This window comes from Rhodococcus sp. WAY2 (assembly GCF_009859915.1).
GTDB lineage: Bacteria > Actinomycetota > Actinomycetes > Mycobacteriales > Mycobacteriaceae > Rhodococcus_F > Rhodococcus_F oxybenzonivorans.
In genome coordinates this window covers 375,580-398,721 of record NZ_CP046573.1, presented here as the reverse complement: position 1 = coordinate 398,721, position 23,142 = coordinate 375,580, and the positions used below count along the sequence as shown (strand labels likewise).

Below are 23,142 nucleotides of genomic sequence, written 5' to 3'. Positions count from 1 at the left end.
AGGGAATCGTGAACGAACTTGCTGGCGAGGACGAAGATAAAGAGATCGCCGAACGTGCGGTCGCCAGGATGCCTATGCAGCGGCCGTGGTCACTCGACCGGCTCGTCGCGGAACTGAGCCTGCAACGTGGTCGGCCTATCGTCATTGCTCCACTCCAGCGCAAGCCGAAGCTGAGCGGGGAAGTGTCGGGACTGTGGGTTCCACGCGAAGACCGTGACCTCGTCTTTTACCGTGCTGGGGCAACGGGAATGCAACGCAACGCAATCATCTGTCATGAGCTGGGCCACATCGTACTCAGCCATGGTCGTCTCAGCCGTGAGGCCGTCGCGCGATACAATTCGCGTCTCAACAGTCGTCTGCCGCGAGAGATGATCACGCGATTCTCGACTCCTCTGTGCCTGATGAGATCCCAATACCAAGAGCCGGTCGAGCGGCAGGCCGAATGGTTCAGTCGGATTCTCCTGGAGAAGGGGTCGGAGTTGACTGCGCCTTTGGTACCAGAGGATGCATCACCTCGGCATCGTCGGATGCTCGAACGTGCTGCGCGTGCCTTCGGATGGGACCAATGACGATCCTTATCACTGCCGTGATCTCGCTAGCGGTGCTCGCCGTCGCTTCCTACCGGATTGTCGTCGATGGTGCCGCGACTCGAACTCGTGGCCCTCTGGCGGGACTGTCCAATCCTGTGACTCAGCTCCTCCTGTGCCTCGGGTTCGCCAAACTCTGTCGGGTACCCGTGATCACGGACGACATCATCAATCCACGACTCCGCGACTTCACAGGCGTCGCCAACATCATGTCTCTGGTTGGTATGACGTGGGCGGCGTTGATTGCCATTCCCTTAATGGGTATCGCTGCCTACATCACAGGCGGCGTGCAATTCTCGGCACGGCTGCAGATGCTCCAGGCCGGCCTCATCGTCGGCGTGATGACCATCGCCTTTCTGTATTCGCCGATGGCCGACCAGCCCACCTCCTACATGACCAGCGATTTTCCCGTCACCGGCTCGGTGCTGTTGTACTGGTTGGCGTTCCTTCTACCGATTCTCGCATCGTGTGGTGTGACCGCCTACCACTGTGCGGTATCCCTGTTCCTCGTACGTAGAGGACTACTGGCCCGCGCCCTGGGCGCATTGTTCTGCGCAGCAGCGGTCGGGATTCTCTACTGCTCTCACAAGGGGGTCGACCTGTTCTTGCAGTATTCGGGGATCGACAACGCATACTCGCATAACGCCAAGGCCATATCGCTGGTACTTGTGCTCGCGGCGCTGGCATTCGCGGCATTGGCCGCCGGCATCTACGCCGGCGCCCCACTGCCCCAGCGACTCCAGCGCTACCGCCTCTTGCGCAAATACGGCCGCGACTGGCTCACAGCACGGGCAAACACCCCAGTAGTTGTCTTGGACCGCTCACACGAGCTGAAATACACCCGCTGGGCTTGCTGGGCGGCCGCGAGAACACCGACCGCCGCATTCCATCTCCAGGTAGAGCTCGCAGATGCCTCGGATCTAGCTCCCAAGCAACCCGTCACGGCAATCGCGACGCAATGAGCCAGGCAACCTCATGCCCTGGCTGTTCGAGGTACGGGACCTCCCTGCCAAGGGCCTGAGCGAAGCCTTTTATCGATACGGATTCGGTCACCCAACTCCATTCGGCCAGCCAATCACCGGGATCGGCCACTACGGATTTAAAGCCGTAGCCCCCTTGTTCAGTGCGCGCCGCCATCTCCTTGGACTGCGCCTCTTCAAGCGAACCGACTCCGAAATGGACGGCCAGTAGACGACTTCCGGAAGCGGAGAGCTGCGTGAGCTGTTTCATGATCTGGGCGTTCTGCTCAGTCGTGAAGTAGATGAAGACTCCCTCTACGACCCATGCAGTCGGCAGCTTTGCATCAAATCCCGCAGCGACCAGATGTGTCCCCCAATCATCGGCGAGGAGATCAGCTGCGACGTCAATGACCGGAAAAGCAGCGCCGATCGGCTTCGTGGGCGCTGAATCGAGCGCGCGCCGCTTGAAACTGAAGAGGTGCGGGAGATCCAGCTCGTAAGCCGATTCCACCCCCGGCAGGACGAGCCTTCGGGCGCGGGTGTCCAGGCCCGCGCCAAGCACGACTAGCTGCTTGACCGCACCCGAGGCAGCGGCCTCGCGCAGCGCGTCGTCCAGGAATTTCGTACGCGTGACGACCGACTGATAGACCCGCGACGCTGTCACGTCACTGAGACCGATTGACCCGATCGGCAACCCCGAAGCATCGACGAAATGCGCTGCTAAGGGGTCGGAAAAAAGGCGGTCATCACGTCCGGTCTCCAGAGCACGGAAGTGCGCGACAGCCACTGCCGTTGCGCTGATGTCGCCTTCGCTTTGGATCTCTTCGCTCATGCCCCGGTTCTACCGCATGCCGGCCCGAAGACAGGAGCGGGGATGGCGGAACCGTTATGATGCTCATATGTTGCATGTATGTTGCCAACGGTGATGATCGTATGAATTGCGTTGCTTACGGCGTGTCGTCCATCTTGAAGAGATTTTAGGCACCACAATGTCTGGCATGGCACAACCATCGACACGCCGCATAGGACGGCCAAGCAAGGGAGAACGCACACGGCTCGTTACTCGCGTGCCGGTGGAGCTCAAAGCGGCAGTGCACAGGGCCGCTCGTGAGCACGATATGACCGAAAACGACTATGTCTCCGCCATCTTGGCTGCGGAAATTGGTCTCACGGACTTAGTTGCACCGATCCAACAGGAGGTCTTGCCACGGACAGCGTGAACCGCTAGGTGGACGCGGGGCTGACCCGCGACTCAAAACTTCAACCGCAAGTGACAATCGAAAAACCCCCGGCGGGCAAGCCGAGGGTATTCGAGGTCTGAGAAACGAGTGGCCGCTCGGTTCTCTGCGGTTTTCAAATGTTCCCCGAAGGGACTGTCGTGGTAGACAGCACCCAGGGTATCACTGCATGCCCTGATGAGGTTTCCATTCATGCGCGTGTCTCAACTAACGAGCACACGCATGCTGATCTATATCAAACATTTGCGCATCAATGGTCGCCTCGCCGGACCGTCCGGGTCGACCCATCGCGCACACACGAGTACCGCGCAAGCATGGTGGTGCCGCAGCAGGCGCCTGACTATCCATGGGCGATCTATCTCGCAAGCTCGGTGGACCACCGCTTTCGGCTTCTCGCGTTCGACTTCGACTCTGCCCGTCTTGGCGCCGATCAGGCTCGTAGCGATTCGGACCGCTTCGCCGCACACCTCGACAGCCTCGGTGTCCATTACCTGCGAGCGCATTCCGGCCCGGCGGGCGGCCAACATATCTGGCTCCGCCTGAGCGCGGACGGCGCCGATTCGGCTGATGTCCGCGAACTGGCCCGCGTACTCAAACAGCACTACGCCACCTTCGACAGATCACCCCTGGAAAACCCTGGTTCGGGGGTTGTGCGGCCTCCAGGCGCACCCCATCGCAACGGAGGACGGTCCGTCCCTCACCTGGCCGGTGTCGAGCTGCACCAGGCTCTCAACCGCGTCAGCCGCGGAACGACGCCGGAAGTCGTCACCTGGCTTCTAGCGCGCCACCCCCACACCCCACCCATACCGAGGCCGACAGCCGCGACCTCGGCGACGGTGCGCGCCACACCGATCCGCATCGGTGACCCGGAGACAAACCCTCACCTCGACCGCCCACGCCGTCTGCTGTCTGCCGCCACCCAGGAGCTCCTCTCCACCGCGCCCGGTAAGCGTGCCGATCGAAGCGCCATCACACACAGCATCTTTCTGGGGATGGCATGTGCGGGCCATACCCTCAGCGATGCCCGCACCGCGGCCGCATCCGCGCCCGGACTTGTCCGCCTTCGGGAAGACCGCGACAACGGCCGCGACGACGTCGCCCGTCAATGGGGCCGAGCCCTACAGCGCGCCGCCACCTTCTCCTACCTCCCCGATCGCACTCTCCCGCAGGAACCGCTCGACGAAGATCTCGACATGATCGAACGGGCCCTCACTGTCCACGCAGCGCGATTCGCTCAACCCGGTGGCGAGAGCGACGAGCGGATCCTCTACGCCCTGATCTCCTTCGCCCGTACAGCCCGTACTCGCACCCTGGACATCGACTGTCGCCGTCTTGCGCAGAGGGCGGGCCTCGCGGCGTCGACGATCTCACGGCGCCTACGTGTGCTTGCTCAGACCGGGTGGGTCACGCGGACTTCCGCTGCGGCCGGCACCAGAGCAGCCAGCTGGACTCTCAATCTTCCCCCGACAGGTTGGGAAGATGCAGCTGCAACACAAGGGAACCCGCCCCCGCTCACGGAACCCGGTCTTACAGTCCTGGCTCACCACACACACGACCTCTGGTCCCCCCGGCCCGGTCTCGGTGCTGCCGCTGCTCGTATCCACTGGGCGCTCCTCGGTGGAGCACGGACTACTCAGCAGGTCACGAGTGCGACGGGCTACTCCCCTGTGACCGTGGAAAAGACCCTACGGCGATTCAGTCGTCTCCAGCTGATTGGATCGAGTTCGCGGGGTGCGGACAGAGTGCTGAGGCGGCTTCATGGGGCCGCGCAGGAGCTAGGCGTGGCCGACGTGTCAGCTAACAGACGGGAGCGGCACATCATCGATCGGGAGCTGTTCGAATGGTGGAACGACGAACTAGCGTGGCGACGGCGGAAGGGCAAGAAGCGCGGACTCAAACGTCACTCTGAAGTCGCAACAACCCTCGCGCTGCCGATCGGCGGACCAGCCAGGATCAAGTACGGAAGATTTCCCACAAAATCCAGCGGCCGGGCAGACTACCGGACCGCACGTGACATCGTCCGTAGCTGTCTTGCACCGGCGGAAGGTGCTGTGGCGTGACTGCAATCGCACATAATCGCAGGCAATTCGTCACTGTGACGAACTATCCACCGGTGGCGGGCTACCTTATCGCCCGCGGTACCCTCCCCGACGCAGTACGCCCGCACGAGCAGAATGATGTACCACTGGCCGCGACCACCGTCGCAAATCCGCGATCAAGAAAGGTCCCACTGAACGTGGTTATTACCCTCGACCAGCCCTACACCGGTCACGTCTCACCTGGATCGAACCCCCAAGTGCGCCTCATCCCCGGCGGCCGCATCATCAAGATGTCCGTCGCGGCCGGGGACAACAACGTCTACCTCATCGAGTGCACCGCGACCGGGCAAGCGCTACTCATCGACGCCGCGAACGAACCTGAACGCGTCACAGCGCTCGTAAAGCAGGAAGCACCCGAGCTTCGCCTGGTCGTCACCACTCACCAGCACATCGACCACTGGTGGGCGCTCAAGGATGTCGTCGCGGCTACCGGCACCCTCACTGCAGCGCACCCACTCGATGCCGACGCCCTGCCCGTCACTCCAGACCGTCTTCTCGTGGGCGGTGACACGATCACGATTGGTACTCTCACCTTCGAGGTCATTCATCTCCGCGGGCACACTCCCGGGTCCCTCGCTCTCGCCCTTACCGAACCCGACGGTGGGCGAACCCATCTCTTCACCGGCGATTCTCTCTTCCCCGGCGGTATCGGGAAGACTGCGGAGCCCGAGAACTTTGCCACCCTCATCGCCGACGTGGAAACAAAGATTTTCGACCGATACCCAGACAGCACTGTCGTCTACCCCGGCCACGGCGACGACACCACCCTCGGCGTAGATCGGCCACACCTCGCCGAATGGCGCGAGCGAGGCTGGTAGCCGAGTTCCAAAGTGAGAACCACAATCCGGAATCGTGCGGTGCCATCGCGATAGACTCCCAACGGTTCTACAAGACCTGAAGCTCGATGGGCTTCCTGGGGTGTCCATCCATCCATCCATCCATCCGGGCGAGCCGGAAATGACCGGCCCTATCCGAGAACTGGTGCCCTCATCGTTTCGACGGTGAGGGCACCAGCCGTATTTGCCGCCGCGTCTCGAACGGGTCGGTGGAATCCAGCTTCCCCGAACGTGCTTTAGGTGTGGAACCGAATGCGGCCGGAAAAGGGCCGCGGGTGACTGCTTGGCCCTGTTCGGGCATCGTTGTCGACGGCGAGGACTCCGTAGAGGGAGACTGACGGACGCCGGCCGGCGTTCTTGCCGGCATAGTGAAGGTCAGCTTCTTCACGATGCCGGGCATGGAGGTGCCCTTCGCGCGTAGCGCAGTCGATCGGCTATTGACGCCCTCATGGAATCGGACTGGCCAGGTGCGGGGGGTTGCCGATCGTTCGGCTTGTCAGTTGTCGATCTACGTCATCTCGATCGAATCCGAGTAGGTGCCCTAGGTGTTCATCTCGTCGTTGTGGAACACGTTGGTGTCGTGGACCTCGCACTTGGCTGAGCACAGTTTGCGTCAGCCCTGATGTCGCTGACCTGCCATTTATCAGATCAAAAGATGTTTTGGCAACTGCTCTTATCTCGCATCATCTTCCTTGCGATGTGCTTTAGGTAGCGAATATGAGCGAAAGTTTCTCTATATAACCGCATGTCATTACCCGTTAAGTGATATTGGGCTGCATACGATTCCACTATCTACCGGCACGACACCAAAGATACGATGCTATAAGCTAATATTAGCTTATATAAGCTCCCATATGGGAATGGAGGGAGGGACATGACGATCACTGCGATCGCGAACCTCAAGGGCGGCGTGGGAAAGACAACGGTGGCCAATGGGCTCTCGCACGCCGCCGCCGCGATAGGCCGCACAGTTCTGCTAGTCGACGCGGACATGCAGGGCAACTCAACCAAGCACCTCACCGGTTACACGACATCCGAGCCCGCACCACACTCGCTAGCCGACGTACTCGACCGTCAGACGGATCTACCGGCCCGCGATGCGATCGTCGTGGCGCGGCGTGAAGCGATTCATGTCCTGCCATCCGGGTTCGCCGAATTGCAGGCTGTCTCAGATCAGCTCGGCACAAAGCCTGGGGGAGAGATGTCGTTCGCTCGCGCTCTCAAGCCAGTCTCGGGCGAGTACGAGCACATCCTGATCGACTGCCGTCCCGCGATTGACCTTGTCTCTCGGAGCGCCCTGTACGCCGCGGATAACGTACTGATCGTCGTTCAGCCGGAATCGGATGCCGTCGACGGGCTTGATTCGATTCGCGAGGCCCTCGAAGACCTGGCCGAGTACATGGACAAAGTCCTCCCAATAGCTGGGATCGTCATCAACAAGATCGACGGACGCCGTAACGATCACGCCGAGATCGTCAGCTATCTAAAGAACTACGCGGTTGAGGACCAGATTGCGCTCCTCGGCGACCCGATCCCGCAGAAGGCAGACATATCGAAATTGACCAACGTTGGAATGGGCTTCGATGAGCATCCCAGCCAGCCGGCGTGGTCCCGCAACCTCCATAAGAACTTCATCGAAATCCTGGAGAAGGTGGCCCTCTGATGAGCGCAATTCCCAAACCTGCCCCGCCCGCACCTCGCAGTGCACGCAACACTTTCAAGCAAGCCGCCGCGAAGACGACGGCAACGCCAGAGCCTGTTGCACCCGAGCCAGCCGCAACGTCGTCAGTCACGCCCGCAACGACCGCCCCGCGTGCAACGCCGACCGCAACGCCGACCGCAACGCCGCAACAGCGCAAGGCGTCGGCGCCGGCGAGGCAGCCAACGGAGAGAAAGCGGAAGGCTCAGACCACCGACATTCTGCTATCGCTGGAGGAAGAGTTGAAGGACCGCATGGTTGCAGCCCTCGAGCACACTCGCCCCCGTACCGGGATCAAGAGTCAGCAGGTATTCATCCGCACCGCGATCGACCAGCTTTGCGCCAGACTCGAAAATCAGTACAACAACGGCGAACCCTTTCCCGCGCCCGCCGACGAAATCGCCATATAACCCCTACAGCCCATATGGGGTGAAATAGCCCATATGGGCGAAAGGTGCATTGCACCCGAGCAGATATGGGTCCTACCAGCAGAAAGAATTGCTTAGCAGCGCGACGCGAGCGCGGTCAGCGAATGGCCGCAACGAAGAGAGACCCCTGCCGAGTGGGTCGGCAGGGGCCTCGTCGACCGGGACCCCGTGGAAGGAAAACCCGATCATGACTGACCTTAATCTCCGAGCAGCACGAATCCAGCTCCGATCCCTGATTGCAGCCCTCGCCGTTGCGATCGCCATTGCGGTGGGGATCACCTCTGGTGCATTCGTTTTGTCCTTTGCGGTGCAACGCGACCTCGCATTGCAGGCCGGTGTCCCGCAATACCTCACCTGGATCTTTCCCTCCATCGTCGACGGCGCAATCCTCGGCGCAACGATCGCGACCGTTGCGCTGAGCAAGATCAACGGAAGTGCAGCGGGGAAGAAGTTCTTCCTGACGCTGGCTGTCAGCGTGGTCCTCATCAGCGTCTACGGCAACGCCTACCACGCGCACCGGGCCGGTGAAGACGCTGCACGGAAACTCGCCGCTGGTATCGACCTGGGCTACACCCCCCTCACACCGACCGGCGCCGCTCTCCTCGCGATCATTCCGCCGCTGCTGGTTCTGGCCTTCACGCACGGCGTCGGCATTCTCATCAAGTCCATCGGGACCGCCTACGCCGAGTACAACGCCCTCATGCAGGCTGCAAACGTCAGGGCTGAGGTGGGGCGCAACGAACTCAGCAACGTGCTCGAGGAGCAAAGTATCGAGGTGAACCACCAAGCATGGGAGGCGTTCCGACGCTTTCAGGCCAACCCTGTTGCACCCGACGTTGCGTCGGCATCCGACGTTGCGACGGGGCCGGTTGCCGAGGCCGGCGATCCGGCACCGCGAGGGACCGCAGCTGGCGACGCGTCGGTGCCGCTTGAAGACCAGACGGACACCACGCCAGCCACTGTTGCGGTGGGTGCCGAACCGCTCGTTGCGGATGCACCCAGCGTTGCCGCCGTTGCAGACCTGGGGGAGCGGTTGGTTGCCCGCAATGCGCCCTCCGAGGCGTCACCGGAGGTCAACGTGTTGCCCGACGGGGAACAGACCATCGAGAACCTCCTGGACTTCATCGACGCCTGCGACGACTTCGACCCGACAGTCAAGGAAACCGCCCGCCTCCGGATCACCGAGAATCTCAGCTACGCGGAAATCGCAACGATTACCCACGCCAAGGCGGCTTCCACCGCAATGCGCCGATACGACAAGGTCGCGCAACGCGCTGTACAGGCGGGGTTCCGAACCCCGCCGCTGCCCGAGGTCGACGACGCAACGGATGGCCGCAATGCGGCAACGACAGGCCAGCAGTACGCACTGGTCGGTGCCCGGTGATGTCCGATCCCAGGCTGGGGGAGTGACGACCAGTTCGCGCTTTTCGACCTGACCGCCGACAACCGGTCCGAGGACAACCCCTCGACAGATCCGTTGCGGCAACAACGTCCACCGAGTCCGACGTTGCGGTGCAACATCCACACGTTGCGGCCGCACAGGAGAGTCGCCGTTGCACTCCCCGTGCAGCGCAACGAACCCAGCACCATTGGGAGGCGTACCTGATCGGATCGTGGGGCGGGCGGCGGGTCAACGGGCGGCACTATGGGACCACGAATCTGGCTGTCAGCGCCCCGATAAGCTGTCCCGAGAAATGAGGGAGAGGACAGTGCCGATGCGCGAGCGATCGTCAGTCTTCCGGGGTGCATGGACCCGGGATGAAGTGGTTGGTGTCGCCGTAGCTACTGCTGAAATCGCGGTGGTGATGAGTGCGTTCTCTGCCGGAATCCTCGTCGTGGCAATCGCTGTCGACGAGACTAATGGTCTGACTGCGGCCGTGGCAGCGTTGAGCGTGTCGGTTGTCGCGTCCACGGTGATGCTCGCCGACCACCGCAGCGGTCATCGGCTTCCGCGCTCTGCCGCCTGGGCGCTGGGCGTGATCGGAATGGCTTCGATATCTGCCCTCTACGTCGTCGCCCAGGCTCTTGTCTCGACCACCGGTTCGGATCTGTTGCTGTTGTTGTCCTCGCTGTTAGCCGCTATTCCCGGACTGCCCACCATCCTGTACGTGTGCGAGCTTCACGCAATCGCCCAGCACGATCGCCTCAAACGCCCGGTCGCGATCCTTCAGGACGGATCAGAGTCGCATGACGTCGAAGTCCGTACAAGTGACGGCGATCTACTCGATAGCTGGGTAATAGGCGCTGTGTCCGATGATCTGCCGGCGGTCATCGCCGCTCGAACAGCCCTCAGAAAGCGGCGGTGGGTGCCTGTTGGGGCATGGGTTCCGCACGCAGATGGCTCGCTCCGCCAACGGGTCGAACTCACGGCCCGTAGCCGCTGAACTTGACCAGTCCCCCGCGATGGAAGTCGTTCGTCGCCGCTGCCGAAGACGAGGGCTCCTCCGTGCTGTCCCTGCCGCAGCCGTTCGACACCGAGGCCGACTTGCAGCCTGCGTAAAGTGGTCGATGCACGCCCGGAGCGGGCGACCAGCGTGTGCGTCGCCTGCTCCGACGAGCGTCGTGTGTTAGTTAAGGATGTTCGGCGGTACGAAAATCAGACGAATGTCGCGGCACGGCCACGGTTGGTTGCACTTAAGGCAGTCGGACCCGACGGACTCGGTCGCGGCGGTGTGAGCGTCCAAGCTTTTTTTCAGGACACGGGCGTGCATGCCGAGTTGTTGGGGGTCAAACGGAGTCATGGTGGCTTCGCGCGCATAGTCGGCGATGCGCGCGGCGGCGGCGCTTCTGATCGACTGATAGTCGCCACTCGGCGTGTAGTGGTCTGTGGTCACTGTCCCTAGCTTTCCGGATGATTAGGGTGCTCGCCACCGAGTACGTGAACCCGCTCGTCGTAGGCGTCAGGGTCGTCTTCTTCGCCCATCCCCAGCCGGAAGGTTGTGCGATAACTGCATCCGGTTTCGGGACAGTCGATATTGACCCACGCACCCAATTTCAGACTCCTGTCGGATCGTTGATTCACTGCCCCGGGAAACAATCGGAACGGGGACATCTTCGCATGGGTACCCGACAGCCTGACTTGCCGTCGGCCTTCGAGATCGGCTTGGCCTCGCGCTTCGTCATCGAAACGGAACGGTGCTGACCGTACTCAACTCGTGTGATCCCTGAGCGGGGGATCAGCCCTGTCTCCCTGCGTAGTTCAGTCCACGACGCCGAATGAAACGTGGTTAAGCTGCTCTGGATGACGCGCTTTTTCGTTGCCTCTCATTCAGCCGATCTGGAACTCGCGAAACGCGGGAGCAGTTGGGGAACAACGGAGTGTTAGTGCGAGTGTCTACTCGTTGCACCCTGTCCGATCTGATGGCGGTGTGAAATTTGCGGGCCACTTGGTGGAGTCATCCCAGCAGATACTTGTGAGGTTCACATCCGGTAGATGCATGCCCGCCAGCGTCGTCTCGGCCGGGTTTGCGTTGGCTAGCTCCGCGCCGGTCATTAACGCGCCGGACAGATCCGCTGCGGACAGATCCGCTCTCGTCAAGTTCGCCGCCGTCAGGATTGCGCCAGTCAAATTTGCTCCCGGCAGGTGCGCGCCGGTCAGATTTGCTTCAACCAGGTTCGCGCCGGACAGGTTCACGACCAACATGTAAGCACCGGTCATATTGGTTTGTAAGAGGATCGCGCCGGTCAAGTCTGTACCCTGAAGCTGCGCTTTCGTCAGATCTGCCTTCGAAAGTTTTGCTCCGGAAAGGTCCGCGCCGTCGAAGGTGGCACCGGACAGGCTTGCACCGCTGAAGATCGCGCCGCGCAACTGCAATCCCCCCAGGCTCTGGTCGGCAAGATCCAGTGCCGCAAACGGGCGAGGCAGATCGGCGTCCGAACTGGAGCGCTCCCGCACAAACCGTAGGTTTTCGATACGCTCCGCGCGCACTTCGGCAGCTGCTGCAATCTCTCGGTCCCTAACGGCACGCCTATCGTCGATCACCGTAGTTGCCAGTACGACCAAAGCAGACACCAACACCGCAATCACGACATCTCTGAACCACCATGGCGGATCTCGAAACCAGACACGAGCACGTCCCCAACGAGTTGAAGGACCAGGGGTCGGCGTCGGAGCCGGTGGCTGCGGCATCGGCTGCGGCGGAAGAGTCATAGAGGGGATTCTGACCCACAGACTTCAGATTCGCGACGCAGCGTGCCATGGATCGATCTGCGTAAGTCGCGCGCGAGGTCGGGCTCGGATATCCAAGTCTCCTTGGCGCGCCTCAGTGACGACCGTTACTGAGATGGTTATAGGTGCGACATCGTCCGCGCGCCTGAACCACTATTACGGGTGTGAAGGTGCCGAGTCATCCTCTGATGGCGACTGATCAAGCTCGATGTTCACCGACTGGTCTATGACGATGGTAGACGTAGGCCGCCCCGCCTCAGCGGACGGCGAAATGGCCTCGACAGCGGCTTGATACGCAGGTGGTAAGGCCAAAACCGTGCCAGGAATGCCGATCAAACTGGTGATCAGGGCGATCTGGACGGAAAACTTCTTCCACCACGGCTGTGCTTCGGGGCTCTCCTGAATCCGGGGCATGATCCTCGATGTGACTGTTGCGCCCACAGCTTGGTTGATTGCTTCTGCCAGCGCTTCGGGTCCTCGGATTATGAACTCACGGAATGCTCGGAGAATTCCTTCGAGCTGGTCCAGCATGAACGACTTGAGATCGGCTGGGAGGTCCTCTGCGTTGAACAGGTCATCGCGAAGATCCTGCGTCTTCTGCCAGAGGTCGTCGAGCGTTTCGGGTGCAATGCGAGGTTCGATTCGCGCGCGACCGAGCAGATTGCCGCACGCTTCGAGGTAAATGATGTCATTTGAGGAATACAACTGCTGCACACTGTGGACCGCAGACGTAAAAGCCCATGCCTGGCTCAATGCTCGGTCGACGGTGGGCCTCCACTGGAGATACCAGTCAACGTCGTCATGGTCGGGATCGGCCGCGTTGGTGACTGCGGCCGCAACCTGCTGTGGTAGCCCGATCAGATACCCGAAGCTACGCGCAAACTCGACCCCGTCGGCACTTCCTAAGATGGGCGCGAGCGCGTCCTTGGTTGAAATGTTCTTGTTTGCTTCGAGCAGTCTTTTCAGAATGTTCGCGAGCCGGGCTGCCGGGCTGTTCATGGGAGGCACAGCAATGATTCTGCCTGACCGCGATGACACCCTCGGCGATCGGAGGATAGTTGTGGACTTCTACGCAAGTCTCACATTCGATACCTTCTCGGACGCTCCGGGATCGGCACGGGCAGTCGCCGGTGACCTTTCACTACCGAACCGTTGAGTGTCGCAAACCCGTCCGACACCCTTTGGTAGCTGAATGTTCCTGCCGTGCAATCGCCTTCTGAAACGGGCGGTCAAGCAGATAGTCCCGCTTCCGCCGAGCCCACGTCCGCGCCATCGCGTTCCACACGTGCCAGCTCGAGGTTGGCGTAGAGACTCGTGCGTTTGAGGCTGTAATTTTGGCTCAGGTCGGCGATCGTGAACTTGCCCGTCTCGTAGTCGCGGAGCAGCAGGCTGCGGCGGAGCGGAGACAACCGGTGCTGCTTGCCGCGCATCTTGCCCTTCGCTTTCGCAACCTCGACGCCGGCCCGGGTGCGCTGCCGGTTTAGGTCCGACTCGAACTCGGCCATGATCGCGAGGAAGCCAATGAACATCTTGCCCATCGGGTCGGTCGGGTCGTACACCCGGCCGTCGATGTTGAGGGCGACGCCGTGGGCGACGAGTCCGTCGACGATCTCGTGCAAATCGCGGGCCGATCGGCCAAGCCGGTCGAGTTTGGTGACAACGAATTCGTCCCCGGCGCGGGCGACCTCGAGGGCGCGGGCGAGTGAGGGACGTTTTCTGTTGCGCCCGGTGTATCCATGGTCGGTGTAGATGCGTGACTGCTCGACGCCGAGCTTGCCGAGCCAGGCGACCTGGCCGGCCAGGTCTTGAGCCTTGGTGCTGCATCGTGCGTAGCCGATTTTCACGTCCATCAGTATCTCCGGACGGTCCGACATCCACATCGTCCGGTATCGGCGCGTCATACCGGATTTTTCAACCGAACACTGAAACCGAACGATGGGGAGCGTGTCGACCGGGCACAGTTTCGCCGTAGAGCGCCGTTCTCGGGTGTGCCGGTATGACGTTGGCCAAAACGGACCCTGGTGGCCGCAGAACGGCGCTCAGCCCGTTTTGCCTTGTGGGCCGGACTCGGTAACAGCTAACGAAGCGGATGTTCGCGATCGTCAGCTACTGCTCACCCCTTTGAATAGGTGGATGCAGGCACAGCCGACGTGACGTGCGGACGTCGTCGGGAAGCGTTAGGTTCGTCGCACGTCGTGCTCGTGACGCAGTTGGGTAACAAGGATTTCGATGCTGGGGCTCTTCACCATGTGGTGAAGAGCCCCAGCAGGAGTCCCGAGTCAGTGTCGATCGGTGAGTGCCTTGATGAGTGCTTGCAGTCCGTCGGGGTCGAGGTAGTCGACAAGGGCGTCGGCGAGCGTGGTCGGGTCGGCGTCGAGGCGCTTGAAGGTGCGGGTGACCTTCGCGGCGGTTACCGGCACTCGTTTGACCGGCTTGTGGCCGCTGTCATTGGGAGCCGAATCTTGTTCAATGCCTTGATGTTTTCGCTTGCGTTCGGAGTTCCAGGCCTCGACTTGCTCCTTTGGAGGAACTTGCGCGAGCGAGCGGGCGGTGCGAATGGCGAGTTCGCCGTTACGTAGGGCGGTTTGGAGTTCGGGGGTGAGTTGTAGCAGGGCCCGTCGCTGGGAGATCCAGCCCTTGGACTTCGCGAGTTTCATGGCGGCCTTCTCTACGGTTCCGCACTCGCCGATCAGGAGTTCGACGGCCTTGGCTTCTTCGATGACGTCGAAGTCGCGGCGGCCGACGTTCTCGATGACCGCCGCGGCGAGCAGGGTGACTCGGTCCTTGGCGACTTCATCTTTGACGACGATATCGAGGTTGGGGCGGCCGAAGTTGGTGGCCGCGGCCAGTCGCCGGCACCCGTTGATCACCACCCATCGGGCGAGCCCGATCGTGGTGTCGTCTTCCGGATACAGGCGCAGATAGGCGTCCCGGGTAACGACCAGGGCGGGTTGGAGTTGGGTGCCGGTGATCGAGGCCAGATCGCTGAGATCGCCGAGGTCATCACGTGGATTACGTGGATTCGGTGCCAGTTCGCTCAAGGGCACGTTGGTCGGTGTCCCACCGGCGGTGGGCCGGTCGACGGGGGAGTTCTCGCCGACGACGCCGGCGAGGGTTGCGAGGTTGGTGCGGGTGCCGCGTGCCATCACCGACCACCGTCGATCCGCAACTCCAGTGCCAGTCGGTAGAAGTCCTCACGGGCTTGCAGCGCAACCCTGTTCGCGGGGTACTCGGTGACCACCAGGCCGTCGGCGCTCGCCCGGGCATGCAATTTGTAGTGGCGGATCACGGTTTTCGCCAGTGGCCACTTGTTCGCGCGGACGAAGTCCTTAGTCTCCTCGAGATCGAGCTTGCCGTCACGTGGATCCCAGTTGTTGATCACCACCGTGTACGGAATGCCGCGCGGCTCCAAGATTTTTCGGATGGTGCGGGCGGTCGGGTCGAACGAGAGCGGTTCGGTTTCCATCGGCACGATGACGTGATCGGCAACCTCGAGGACCGTCCGCAACGCATCGGCGGCCGGGCCGCGACCAAGTGGGTCGGAGGTGTCGTCGGCGGCGTTGAGGTCGATCCATCCAGGGGTGTCGACGTACACGTGGCGGATGCCGGGCAGCTGACCCAGCTGACGGAGCCCGGTGAGGTCGTCGTGGGCCTGGACGACGTGAAAGGGCAGGTTGTCGAGGCGGTCGGCCCACCAGATCGCCGAGCCCTGCGGGTCCACAGAGACCGCGGCAACGGGGGAGGTGGCGTCGGGATCGTCGTCTTGGTTGAGTACGTCCGCGGTGACGGCGGCGAGATTGACGGCGACGGTACTTTTGCCGACGCCGCCCTTCTGATTGAGAAGGACATGAATGGTCATGGGACCCTTTCCGTTTGCTTCACCCACTCCTGTGGGCTACTTCGGACGGGATGCACGGTACGGCACCGCAGCAGTTGGAGCGGGGCCGACACGCGGAGCGTCACGCGATCGGAGGGCAAAGCTGGCTGTCCTCGGAAAACGGATCATCGTCGAGGTCTCCACGTTTTTTCGTGAAAGGTCCGGCCCGCGCGAAACGCGCTGACGCGGCAGGCGTCCGCAGCGCTCGTCCCCGCACCGCCACCAGCACTCTCTGTGGGGGCTCGAGCACCTCGTGCCGTTGTTTACCGCGGTAAACAAACAAGACCAATCGGTTTGGTTTGTTTACCGCGGTAAACAACGGGCAAAACGGACATCGCGATCCAGTTCCAGGTCATCGATGTTCGGCGCGCTGCGCTATCTGGCGGTGACCGTGACGTTCGTGCGGGCAGGGCCGAAGATGGTGACACCGCGGGCGGCCGCGGCGTGGGCGTTGCCGTGCAGCACGATGCGGGTGTCGTCGGTGGCGTGTACCTGCGCGTCGTCGTGCGCGTGGACGGCGGCGTAGTCGTAGGCGTAGACGGTGGTGTTCTCGCCGGCGAGGACGAGGGCGTGGTCGACGGCGGAGACGGATGCGCGGTTGTGGGCGGTGACCCGGGCGTGATCGAAGGCGTCGACGGTGGCGGTGGTGTAGGCGTGCGCGCGGGTGTGCCCGAAGAGCTGGGCGTGGGCGGCGCCGGTGATGACGATCGCCGGGGCGTGTTTCTCTGGCCGATTGGTGGTGTCGGTGATCTGCACGCGAGATGAGCCTTCGACGCGAAGGGTGAGGCCATCGGGGAGGTCGCGCAGTTCGATGGTGGTCTCAGGGGGGCTGTCGAGGACTACCGTTCTCGCGCCCGTTGCCAATCGGGTCTGTACGTCGTGCGCGGTGCGGCACGGTTTGCGACGGACGTGCGCGGACGCGGATTTCATGCCGTGAATCTAACTTGGTGACTGGATGTTTTCCGGCTGGGAAGAGGTGGTGTCGGAAAACGGGGAGGATTAATCCGCCTGTTGGGCGAACGCGGTCCGTAGCCGCAGCACCGCGGCCGGGGTGCGGCATCCGTTGTGGGTGAGGGTGAAGAGCGCCGCCGCGTCCATGCTCGAGTTTCACGCGGCTACACCGCCGCGGCGTCGTCACTGGACGCGGGGTGTGCCGAACGGGGCGCTGACGGGTGGCGGGGGAGGCGGCCACCGAAGACGGGTGTCGGCGGCCAGGTCCGACGGTTGCGTCGAGACAACCCGGACCAACATAATGCGGATGTCCGAGGCAATAGCCGAGGGAAGTGGTTCGTGTAGGAGGTCTCCGGGGCGTAAGAACCCCTGTTGGCAGCCCCACCCAGCGGTTTCCAGCCTTGCGCGCCCATTCCGATCGCTTCTTTCTGGTGGCGATTGATGGCGATTGCTATAGTTTCGGTGTAGCCATCCCATCGCGGTGGGATTGGAAGTGAGCCGCAGGATTACTCGCCGGACGACGAGGCCTGTGGCTCGCGTCGTTTTCGCCCTTAGATTTGTTCGAGGTCGATGGCGCCCGCCAGTCTCCGCAGGTATTCGGGATTCCCCACTCGGGATTGCACGACGGCCCCGCACACGACGTCGGCGACCCAGAGGGCCGGTTCGAGGCGACCGATGGCATGGTGGACCCGCAGCGAGGACGTGATCACCTTCTGCGCCCGGAACTTCTGCAGAATGTCGACGTCAATGGCATCGAGGTGGCTTCGGGACTCGAGGGTGATGCGAGAACAGGGCATCTCCGCGAGATTCGGCAGCAGGTACTCGAGGCACTTGCGACGGTGCCGGCGATCGGACGCGCCCTCCTCGGTATGGACCACCACGAGTCCGGCCAGGGGGAGTTCGCTCACGGCCGCCACCAGCTCGTGCCGACGATCGGAACTGCTCCCGTGCCCGTGAACCTTCGTCTCATGCCCCAGACGGAGCGATTCCATCGCCTTCCGTACGGTCGGAACATCCTCCTCGTCGCACAAGGCTGCGGCGAGGAGGTACGTGTTGGGGTCGCGGTCGGGTTGGGATCCGCTCTCGTCACCCCAGGCTGTCAGCATGAGCAGCAATTCTAGGCAGGTGCCGCGACACTACTTGTCGGTCAAGGCAAGCGACGGTCGCAGCCTGCTGTTACCACAGAGTCAGGGGCATTCCGGCGGCCTCAGCCACCGCGATCCGTGTTTCGACAACGTGGGGAAGTTCGCGATCGGCCAAACCCATCCGGATCGCGGCGGCGACGGCGCGGGTGCGGCCAGCGGGGCCGCGGACGTCGGCGAGGGGGCTGGCGAGGTTACGGCGCCGCAGGTGGTACTCGGTGCGGTTAACGGCGTTGGTGCCCAACCGCAGGTGGTGGGGATTCACGCAACCGGCGAAGTCGCACTGGTGGCACAGCACCGCGTCGTCGGTGCCGGACCATCCCAGCCGGGGGATGATCCCGTATTCGCGTTGATACGCGAACAAATGGGCCGGGACGGTGCCGCGGCGGGAGGGCCCGGGCAGGCTCGCGGCCCGGAAGGAGCCGTGTCCGGTGGAGGAGACACTGCCCAGCCAGACCGTGCATCGGTCCGATTCCCTCTCATAGCATTTGGCCTCGAACCGGGCCAGTACCGAGGGGTCGTCGAGCCAGGACCGCCACAGTCGTTCGGGGACCCGGATCGGTTGCGGTTGCCCGAGCAGGGCGAGTTGTTCCACCGCCGAGACCAACTGATGTGCGGGCATCCCGGGGAGCGGAACAACGTCGTCTACGACTGCCACACTGCTCTCCCTCCGCCTCCGCGGTGCTGTTACCGGGAGGGTAGGGGCGGTGTCCGACATCAATTGTGCCGGTGGTGCAGGGAACCGCCTGTGCACGCGAACCGGAGCGACGTGGCGCAGGCGATCGGCTACGACTGCGTCATCAGATGCAATGACGACCGAATGCGTCTGTTAGAGGCCGATGTCGGTGACCGTCTCGGCGATCAGCGGCGCGTTCTCTCGGGTGTGGAGCTCGATCATCGTCGGGGGGCAAGCTCGACGATTCCACGACCCGAGGTGTGGGTTGGGCTGTTTTCGAGCTAGGAACCTGGAACCAGGGCTTCCCGTGTGACCGCATCGAACGACATCGGGGTTCTGCCAGGGTCATTCGACGCAGTGCGGCGGAATCGTGTGGAACTGACTACCGCCGGGGCGAAGTTCTAGTCAGCTCACCAGGTCACCGAGACGCCGCGGTCGCGCAGCCACTGGCTCGGGTTGAGCCGGTTGCCGCTGGCGTCCGACACCTCGAAGTGCAGGTGCGGGCCGGTCGACTGACCACGGTTGCCGACGGTGGCGATCTGCTGACCCGCCGCGACCCGCTGGCCGACGTTGACGATGAACTCGTTGATGTGGCCGTAGACGCTGACGGCGCCGTCGTCGTGGCGCACCCGCACCCACAACCCGAACCCGGAGGCCGGGCCCGCGGAGATGACCTCACCGTCAGCCGCGGACTGGATCGGGGTGCCGATCGGGGCCGCGATGTCGAGGCCACCGTGCTGCGCGCCCCAACGGGGGCCGTAACCGGAGGACAGCGTGCCGGACACCGGCTGCACGGTGTGGGTCTTGAGCGGGGCGGGGGCGCCCGGGTTGAGCGGGGCGGGGGTGCCCGGGTTGACCGGCCCGGGCATGCCGGGCGCGGGCGGTGCGGCCGGCAGGTCGGGCAGCTCGATCGCGGGCAGCTGAACACCGGCCGGCAGTAGGCCCGGCGGGATCTCGAGCGGGCGGGCGGTCGCGGACCCGGCGCCGAACTGCGCGCCGCCGATCAGGATGGCACCGCTCGCCGCGGCGACGGTCGCGATCTTCAGGCGGCCGGTGATGGAATGAGAACGATGTGCCGTCCTGCGGTGTTTCGCCACGGTGTCTTACCTCATCTGTGTTGGCTAGGCCCGCGTTCGTAGAGATTCGCGGCCTCGGACCCCCGTCGAAAAGGAAAGTAACAAAACGGTATCGAACTCGCTATCGTGACCTAATCGATATACAAACATGATCTTGCTCGAATATGCCCACGTCAGAGCCCTGCAGCGGGCATCGCAGACAGGTAACGCCACGGGACCACCGTTCCGGAATCCCCGTCGAGCAGCACCGCGCAAGGGAGGGAAAACCGGTGGTGACCTCGACGTTTGCGGGGCTGGCGAGTGAGTGCGGGGGACCCCCGCGGCGACACCCCGCGACGCGGTTCGGGCGGCTTCACTGACACATGCAAGCGGACACGCCGCGCCTCGATTGAATGTGATAGAAACCACATAATCCGGGTTCCGGGTGAGGTGGGAACGTGCCCTCATGCGCGCAGTCTCTGCCGCGCTCATCGGGAACGTCTGCCACTTCTTGGACCTCCCCCCTTTCCGATACCGGGATGGTCGGCCTCTCCTCGTCCGACTCGGATTCGGTATATTGAAGTTCCTATTTTGGGATGCCAAACTCTAAGATGTGCCGATGCTGATCAAGGTGCGTTACGGGTGTGCGGTCCGGTCGGGGCTGGTGTGGTGAGCGCGCCGTCTCGCCGTCAGGTGCTGCTCGGTGGTGCGCTGGCGGGTTCGGCGGGTCTGGTGCTGGGTGCGGGAAGGTTGACCCAACCACCGGGCGGGCAGTACCCGGCTCCCGGCAGTGTCGCCCAGTCCTCGCACCTCTCGGGTCATACCGGGCACGGCGGCGGTAACGCCGGGCCGACGTTCCGGGCCGGTCAGCAGGTCGACCACGAGGCCAACGGGTTCCACCCGACCGCGATGCTCCGCGATTTCGACTACGGAACGACCTCCGTGCTGCCGGACGGTCGCACGCTGCGCGAGTGGGAGGTCTTCGCCGGTGACGAGGAGATCGAAGTAGCACCCGGTGTCGTCTTCCCGGCGTGGACGTTCAATTCGCGGGTACCGGGTCCGGCGCTGCGGTGCACCGAGGGCGATCGGTTGCGGGTGCGGTTCACCAACGGGTCCGCGCATCCACACACGATGCATTTCCACGGCATCCATCCGGCGGAGATGGACGGTGTTCCCGGGGTGGGTAGGGGCATCATCGAGCCCGGGGAATCCTTCACGTACGAGTTCGACGCCACCCCGTTCGGGCTGCACCTCTACCACTGTCACGTCAGCCCGTTGGCCGAGCACATCGCCCGCGGCATGTACGGCACCTTCATCATCGATCCGGCCCGCGGGCGTCCCCCGGCGGACGAAATGGTGATGGTGATGCACGGCTACAACACCACCTTCGACGGCGAAGGCAACCAGCTCTACGCCGTCAACGGCATCCCGTTCCACTACATGCACGAACCGGTGCAGGTCAGACGCAACGAACTGGTGCGGATCTACCTGGTCAACATCCTCGAGTACGACCCGATCAACAGCTTCCACGTGCACGGCAACTTCTTCGACTACTACCCGACCGGGACCCGGCTCGAGCCGGCCGAGTTCACCGACACCATCATTCAGGCCCAGGGCCAGCGCGGAATCTGCGAGATGCGGTTCCCCTACCCGGGCCGCTACATGTTCCACGCCCACAAAACCGAGTTCGCCGACCTGGGCTGGATGGGGTTCTTCGAGGTGACCGAATGACGCCCACCCCGGAACCGGCGCGGGCGGACGACCCGGGCCGTACCGCGGCGACGGAGCCCGCCGCGGCGCGCGGCGCGGTCACCGGAACCGAATCCTCCCCGGACGCAGCGGCCTCACCTACCGGGGTGTGGATCCGCGGCCTGGGTGCGGTGATGATCATTGTCGCCGCCCTGGCGGGAGTGGCGATGCTGGCCGCGCAGAGCCTGCCCGAGCGCGCCGGCCCGCCGATCGAGGACATCGCGGTCGAGCGCACCGTCCTCGAGCCGGGGCAGATCAGCCTGACGTTGCGGAACGTCGGCCCCGACCCGGTCACCGTCGCGCAGGTGTTCGTCAACGACGCGTTCGTCGATGTCGCCGGCGCCGAGGAGCCCCTCGGCCGGTTAACGTCCGAGACGATCACCCTCGACTATCCGTGGATCACCGGCCAGCCGTATCTGATCTCGATGCTGACCAACACCGGTCTGGTCATCGAGCACGAGATCCCCGCCGCGGTGGCCACCCCGGCACCGGGGGGCGACTTCTACGTCACGATGGCGTTGCTGGGCACCTACGTGGGAATCATCCCGGTCCTGCTGGGCATGTTGTTGCTGCCGGTGCTGCGCCGGGTGAGCGCCGAGGTGGTCCGGTTCGTCCTCGCCGTCACCGTGGGCCTGCTCGCGTTCCTCGCCTTCGACGGTGCCAGTGAGGGACTCGAGCTGGCAGCTGCGTCCGGGGGTGCGTTCGGCGGCACCACCCTGGTCGTCCTCGGCGCCGCGGCGGCCTTCCTCACCCTGATGGGAATCGACCGATTCCTGCGGGCCCGGCGGGCGGGCGCCGACGCCGCCGCCGGAGCGTCCGGCCTGCGGTTGGCGGTGATGATCGCTGCCGGAATCGGACTGCACAACCTCGGTGAGGGGCTGGCGATCGGATCGGCGTACGCGGTCGGCGAACTCGCCCTCGGCGCCTTCCTGGTCCTCGGCTTCACCCTGCACAACACCACCGAGGGCCTGGCCATCGTCGCCCCGCTCACCCGTCGCCGCACCTCGGTGCCCACGCTCCTGGGCCTGGGGATGCTCGCCGGGGCACCGGCCATCCTCGGCGCCGTCCTCGGCGCGGGTGTCGGCAACCCCGAGGTCTCCGCACTCCTGCTCGGTGTCGGTGTCGGGGCGATCATCCAGGTGATCATTCAGATCGCCCCCTCGCTGCGCAGCCCCGACCGCACCGAACCCGGTCCCTGGGTGCTTCTCGGCGTCGGCACCGGACTGCTGCTGATGTTCGCCACCGCGCTGGCGGTGCCCGCATGAGCATCCGTCCACCGACTACCGGCATGCCGCGGCGCACCTTCCTCGCCACCGCCTGCGCCGCCGGGTGCCTCGCTGCCGCCGGCTGCACCGGGTCGGCCACCGCCGGTGGTGGCCGACCTGCCGACCTCCCCCGGATTCCCGTAACCGAGGTCCCGGTCGGCGGGGGCATCGTCCTGCCCGAGCACGGTCTGGTCCTCACCCAGCCGGAACCGGGGGTGTTCCGCGCCTTCTCGGCGGTGTGCACCCACCAGGGCTGCACCGTCTCGGAGGTCCGCGACGGCACCATCAACTGCCCCTGCCACGGCAGCCGCTACTCGAGCACCGACGGCTCGGTGGTCCGCCGCCCCGCCCAACAGCCCCTTCCCACCTACCCCGTCACCCGCACCGGGGAGTTCCTCACCATCGGGTGAGCT

At 63.6% G+C, this 23,142-nt stretch carries 22 protein-coding genes; 11 read left to right on the top strand and 11 right to left on the bottom strand.

Annotated features, from left to right (window positions below; all coding sequences use genetic code 11):
* Window positions 1-8 precede the first annotated feature (8 nt).
* Both GFS60_RS31885 and GFS60_RS31880 read left to right on the top strand, forming a co-directional pair.
* Entirely contained in the window at window positions 9-569 is a 561-nt protein-coding gene (locus GFS60_RS31885; protein WP_159928226.1) for an ImmA/IrrE family metallo-endopeptidase, read from the top strand.
* On the top strand, window positions 566-1,549 hold the full coding sequence (locus GFS60_RS31880) for a hypothetical protein (RefSeq protein WP_159928224.1): 984 nt from the start codon (window positions 566-568) through the stop codon (window positions 1,547-1,549). The genes GFS60_RS31885 and GFS60_RS31880 overlap by 4 nt, the downstream gene beginning before the upstream one ends.
* Here the strand turns inward: GFS60_RS31880 and GFS60_RS31875 are convergent.
* A complete protein-coding gene (locus GFS60_RS31875) occupies window positions 1,527-2,378 on the bottom strand; it encodes a class I SAM-dependent methyltransferase (protein ID WP_159928222.1) in 852 nt (283 codons plus the stop codon). The two genes, GFS60_RS31880 and GFS60_RS31875, sit on opposite strands and share 23 nt — an antisense overlap.
* Before the next feature lie 720 nt (window positions 2,379-3,098).
* On the opposite strand from GFS60_RS31875, the gene GFS60_RS31870 reads away from it, so the two are divergent.
* The 6 genes from GFS60_RS31870 (at window position 3,099) to GFS60_RS31845 (ending at window position 10,230) form a co-directional block, all read left to right on the top strand.
* A complete protein-coding gene (locus GFS60_RS31870) occupies window positions 3,099-4,844 on the top strand; it encodes a winged helix-turn-helix domain-containing protein (RefSeq protein ID WP_159928220.1) in 1,746 nt (581 codons plus the stop codon).
* A gap of 176 nt (window positions 4,845-5,020) precedes the next feature.
* On the top strand, window positions 5,021-5,701 hold the full coding sequence (locus GFS60_RS31865) for an MBL fold metallo-hydrolase (protein WP_159929097.1): 681 nt from the start codon (window positions 5,021-5,023) through the stop codon (window positions 5,699-5,701).
* Window positions 5,702-6,593: 892 nt separating this feature from the next.
* Window positions 6,594-7,382, top strand: a complete 789-nt coding sequence (locus tag GFS60_RS31860) for a ParA family protein (RefSeq protein WP_159928218.1) — start codon at window positions 6,594-6,596, stop codon at window positions 7,380-7,382.
* Window positions 7,382-7,828, top strand: a complete 447-nt coding sequence (locus GFS60_RS39465; RefSeq protein WP_236603595.1) for a hypothetical protein — start codon at window positions 7,382-7,384, stop codon at window positions 7,826-7,828. The genes GFS60_RS31860 and GFS60_RS39465 overlap by 1 nt, the downstream gene beginning before the upstream one ends.
* 205 nt (window positions 7,829-8,033) lie before the next feature.
* The gene (locus tag GFS60_RS31850) at window positions 8,034-9,230 is read left to right on the top strand and encodes a DUF2637 domain-containing protein (RefSeq protein WP_159928216.1); all 1,197 of its coding nucleotides are present in this window, start codon (window positions 8,034-8,036) and stop codon (window positions 9,228-9,230) included.
* Between the two features lie 421 nt (window positions 9,231-9,651).
* Window positions 9,652-10,230, top strand: a complete 579-nt coding sequence (locus tag GFS60_RS31845; protein WP_159928214.1) for a hypothetical protein — start codon at window positions 9,652-9,654, stop codon at window positions 10,228-10,230.
* A gap of 183 nt (window positions 10,231-10,413) precedes the next feature.
* On the opposite strand, the gene GFS60_RS31840 is transcribed toward GFS60_RS31845, so the two are convergent.
* From GFS60_RS31840 to GFS60_RS31795, 10 genes are all read right to left on the bottom strand, one after another.
* On the bottom strand, window positions 10,414-10,680 hold the full coding sequence (locus GFS60_RS31840) for a hypothetical protein (protein WP_159928212.1): 267 nt from the start codon (window positions 10,678-10,680) through the stop codon (window positions 10,414-10,416).
* Window positions 10,681-11,180: 500 nt separating this feature from the next.
* Window positions 11,181-11,873 carry a pentapeptide repeat-containing protein gene (locus tag GFS60_RS31835; RefSeq protein ID WP_159928210.1) on the bottom strand — a complete coding sequence of 231 codons (693 nt, stop codon included), beginning with the start codon at window positions 11,871-11,873 and terminating at the stop codon, window positions 11,181-11,183.
* Between the two features lie 297 nt (window positions 11,874-12,170).
* On the bottom strand, window positions 12,171-13,013 hold the full coding sequence (locus GFS60_RS31830; RefSeq protein ID WP_159928208.1) for a hypothetical protein: 843 nt from the start codon (window positions 13,011-13,013) through the stop codon (window positions 12,171-12,173).
* Window positions 13,014-13,243: 230 nt separating this feature from the next.
* The gene (locus GFS60_RS31825) at window positions 13,244-13,915 is read right to left on the bottom strand and encodes a recombinase family protein (protein ID WP_236603594.1); all 672 of its coding nucleotides are present in this window, start codon (window positions 13,913-13,915) and stop codon (window positions 13,244-13,246) included.
* 378 nt (window positions 13,916-14,293) lie between these two features.
* Window positions 14,294-15,160: a ParB/RepB/Spo0J family partition protein gene (locus GFS60_RS31820; RefSeq protein WP_159928206.1), complete on the bottom strand. Its 867-nt coding sequence runs from the start codon at window positions 15,158-15,160 to the stop codon at window positions 14,294-14,296.
* Entirely contained in the window at window positions 15,160-15,873 is a 714-nt protein-coding gene (locus GFS60_RS31815; RefSeq protein WP_159928204.1) for a ParA family protein, read from the bottom strand. Before GFS60_RS31815 ends, GFS60_RS31820 begins: the two co-directional genes overlap by 1 nt.
* 393 nt (window positions 15,874-16,266) lie before the next feature.
* Window positions 16,267-16,821 (bottom strand): hypothetical protein, encoded by a 555-nt coding sequence (locus GFS60_RS31810; protein ID WP_159928202.1) that lies wholly within the window; start codon window positions 16,819-16,821, stop codon window positions 16,267-16,269.
* Between the two features lie 572 nt (window positions 16,822-17,393).
* A complete protein-coding gene (locus GFS60_RS31805; protein WP_159928184.1) occupies window positions 17,394-17,948 on the bottom strand; it encodes a hypothetical protein in 555 nt (184 codons plus the stop codon).
* A gap of 70 nt (window positions 17,949-18,018) precedes the next feature.
* The gene (locus GFS60_RS31800; protein WP_159929091.1) at window positions 18,019-18,606 is read right to left on the bottom strand and encodes a hypothetical protein; all 588 of its coding nucleotides are present in this window, start codon (window positions 18,604-18,606) and stop codon (window positions 18,019-18,021) included.
* 464 nt (window positions 18,607-19,070) lie between these two features.
* Window positions 19,071-19,757, bottom strand: a complete 687-nt coding sequence (locus GFS60_RS31795; RefSeq protein WP_159928182.1) for a M23 family metallopeptidase — start codon at window positions 19,755-19,757, stop codon at window positions 19,071-19,073.
* Window positions 19,758-20,384: 627 nt separating this feature from the next.
* Between GFS60_RS31795 and GFS60_RS31790 the strand changes: the two genes are divergently transcribed.
* From GFS60_RS31790 to GFS60_RS31780, 3 genes are all read left to right on the top strand, one after another.
* Window positions 20,385-21,446: a multicopper oxidase domain-containing protein gene (locus tag GFS60_RS31790; RefSeq protein ID WP_159928180.1), complete on the top strand. Its 1,062-nt coding sequence runs from the start codon at window positions 20,385-20,387 to the stop codon at window positions 21,444-21,446.
* Between the two features lie 152 nt (window positions 21,447-21,598).
* Window positions 21,599-22,729: a ZIP family metal transporter gene (locus tag GFS60_RS31785; RefSeq protein ID WP_159929089.1), complete on the top strand. Its 1,131-nt coding sequence runs from the start codon at window positions 21,599-21,601 to the stop codon at window positions 22,727-22,729.
* A complete protein-coding gene (locus GFS60_RS31780) occupies window positions 22,726-23,139 on the top strand; it encodes a Rieske (2Fe-2S) protein (protein WP_236603593.1) in 414 nt (137 codons plus the stop codon). Before GFS60_RS31785 ends, GFS60_RS31780 begins: the two co-directional genes overlap by 4 nt.
* Window positions 23,140-23,142 lie beyond the last annotated feature (3 nt).

Bases quoted from the DNA above. Each gene is read 5' to 3' on its own strand.
- GFS60_RS31880 (WP_159928224.1), top strand. From the start codon at position 566: ATGACGATCCTTATCACTGCCGTGATCTCGCTAGCGGTGCTCGCCGTC.
- GFS60_RS31875 (WP_159928222.1), bottom strand. From the start codon at position 2,378: ATGAGCGAAGAGATCCAAAGCGAAGGCGACATCAGCGCAACGGCAGTG.
- GFS60_RS31870 (WP_159928220.1), top strand. From the start codon at position 3,099: ATGGTGGTGCCGCAGCAGGCGCCTGACTATCCATGGGCGATCTATCTC.
- GFS60_RS31860 (WP_159928218.1), top strand. From the start codon at position 6,594: ATGACGATCACTGCGATCGCGAACCTCAAGGGCGGCGTGGGAAAGACA.
- GFS60_RS39465 (WP_236603595.1), top strand. From the start codon at position 7,382: ATGAGCGCAATTCCCAAACCTGCCCCGCCCGCACCTCGCAGTGCACGC.
- GFS60_RS31850 (WP_159928216.1), top strand. From the start codon at position 8,034: ATGACTGACCTTAATCTCCGAGCAGCACGAATCCAGCTCCGATCCCTG.
- GFS60_RS31845 (WP_159928214.1), top strand. From the start codon at position 9,652: ATGAGTGCGTTCTCTGCCGGAATCCTCGTCGTGGCAATCGCTGTCGAC.
- GFS60_RS31830 (WP_159928208.1), bottom strand. From the start codon at position 13,013: ATGAACAGCCCGGCAGCCCGGCTCGCGAACATTCTGAAAAGACTGCTC.
- GFS60_RS31825 (WP_236603594.1), bottom strand. From the start codon at position 13,915: ATGACGCGCCGATACCGGACGATGTGGATGTCGGACCGTCCGGAGATA.
- GFS60_RS31820 (WP_159928206.1), bottom strand. From the start codon at position 15,160: ATGGCACGCGGCACCCGCACCAACCTCGCAACCCTCGCCGGCGTCGTC.
- GFS60_RS31815 (WP_159928204.1), bottom strand. From the start codon at position 15,873: ATGACCATTCATGTCCTTCTCAATCAGAAGGGCGGCGTCGGCAAAAGT.
- GFS60_RS31810 (WP_159928202.1), bottom strand. From the start codon at position 16,821: ATGAAATCCGCGTCCGCGCACGTCCGTCGCAAACCGTGCCGCACCGCG.
- GFS60_RS31805 (WP_159928184.1), bottom strand. From the start codon at position 17,948: ATGCTGACAGCCTGGGGTGACGAGAGCGGATCCCAACCCGACCGCGAC.
- GFS60_RS31800 (WP_159929091.1), bottom strand. From the start codon at position 18,606: ATGCCCGCACATCAGTTGGTCTCGGCGGTGGAACAACTCGCCCTGCTC.
- GFS60_RS31785 (WP_159929089.1), top strand. From the start codon at position 21,599: ATGATCATTGTCGCCGCCCTGGCGGGAGTGGCGATGCTGGCCGCGCAG.
- GFS60_RS31780 (WP_236603593.1), top strand. From the start codon at position 22,726: ATGAGCATCCGTCCACCGACTACCGGCATGCCGCGGCGCACCTTCCTC.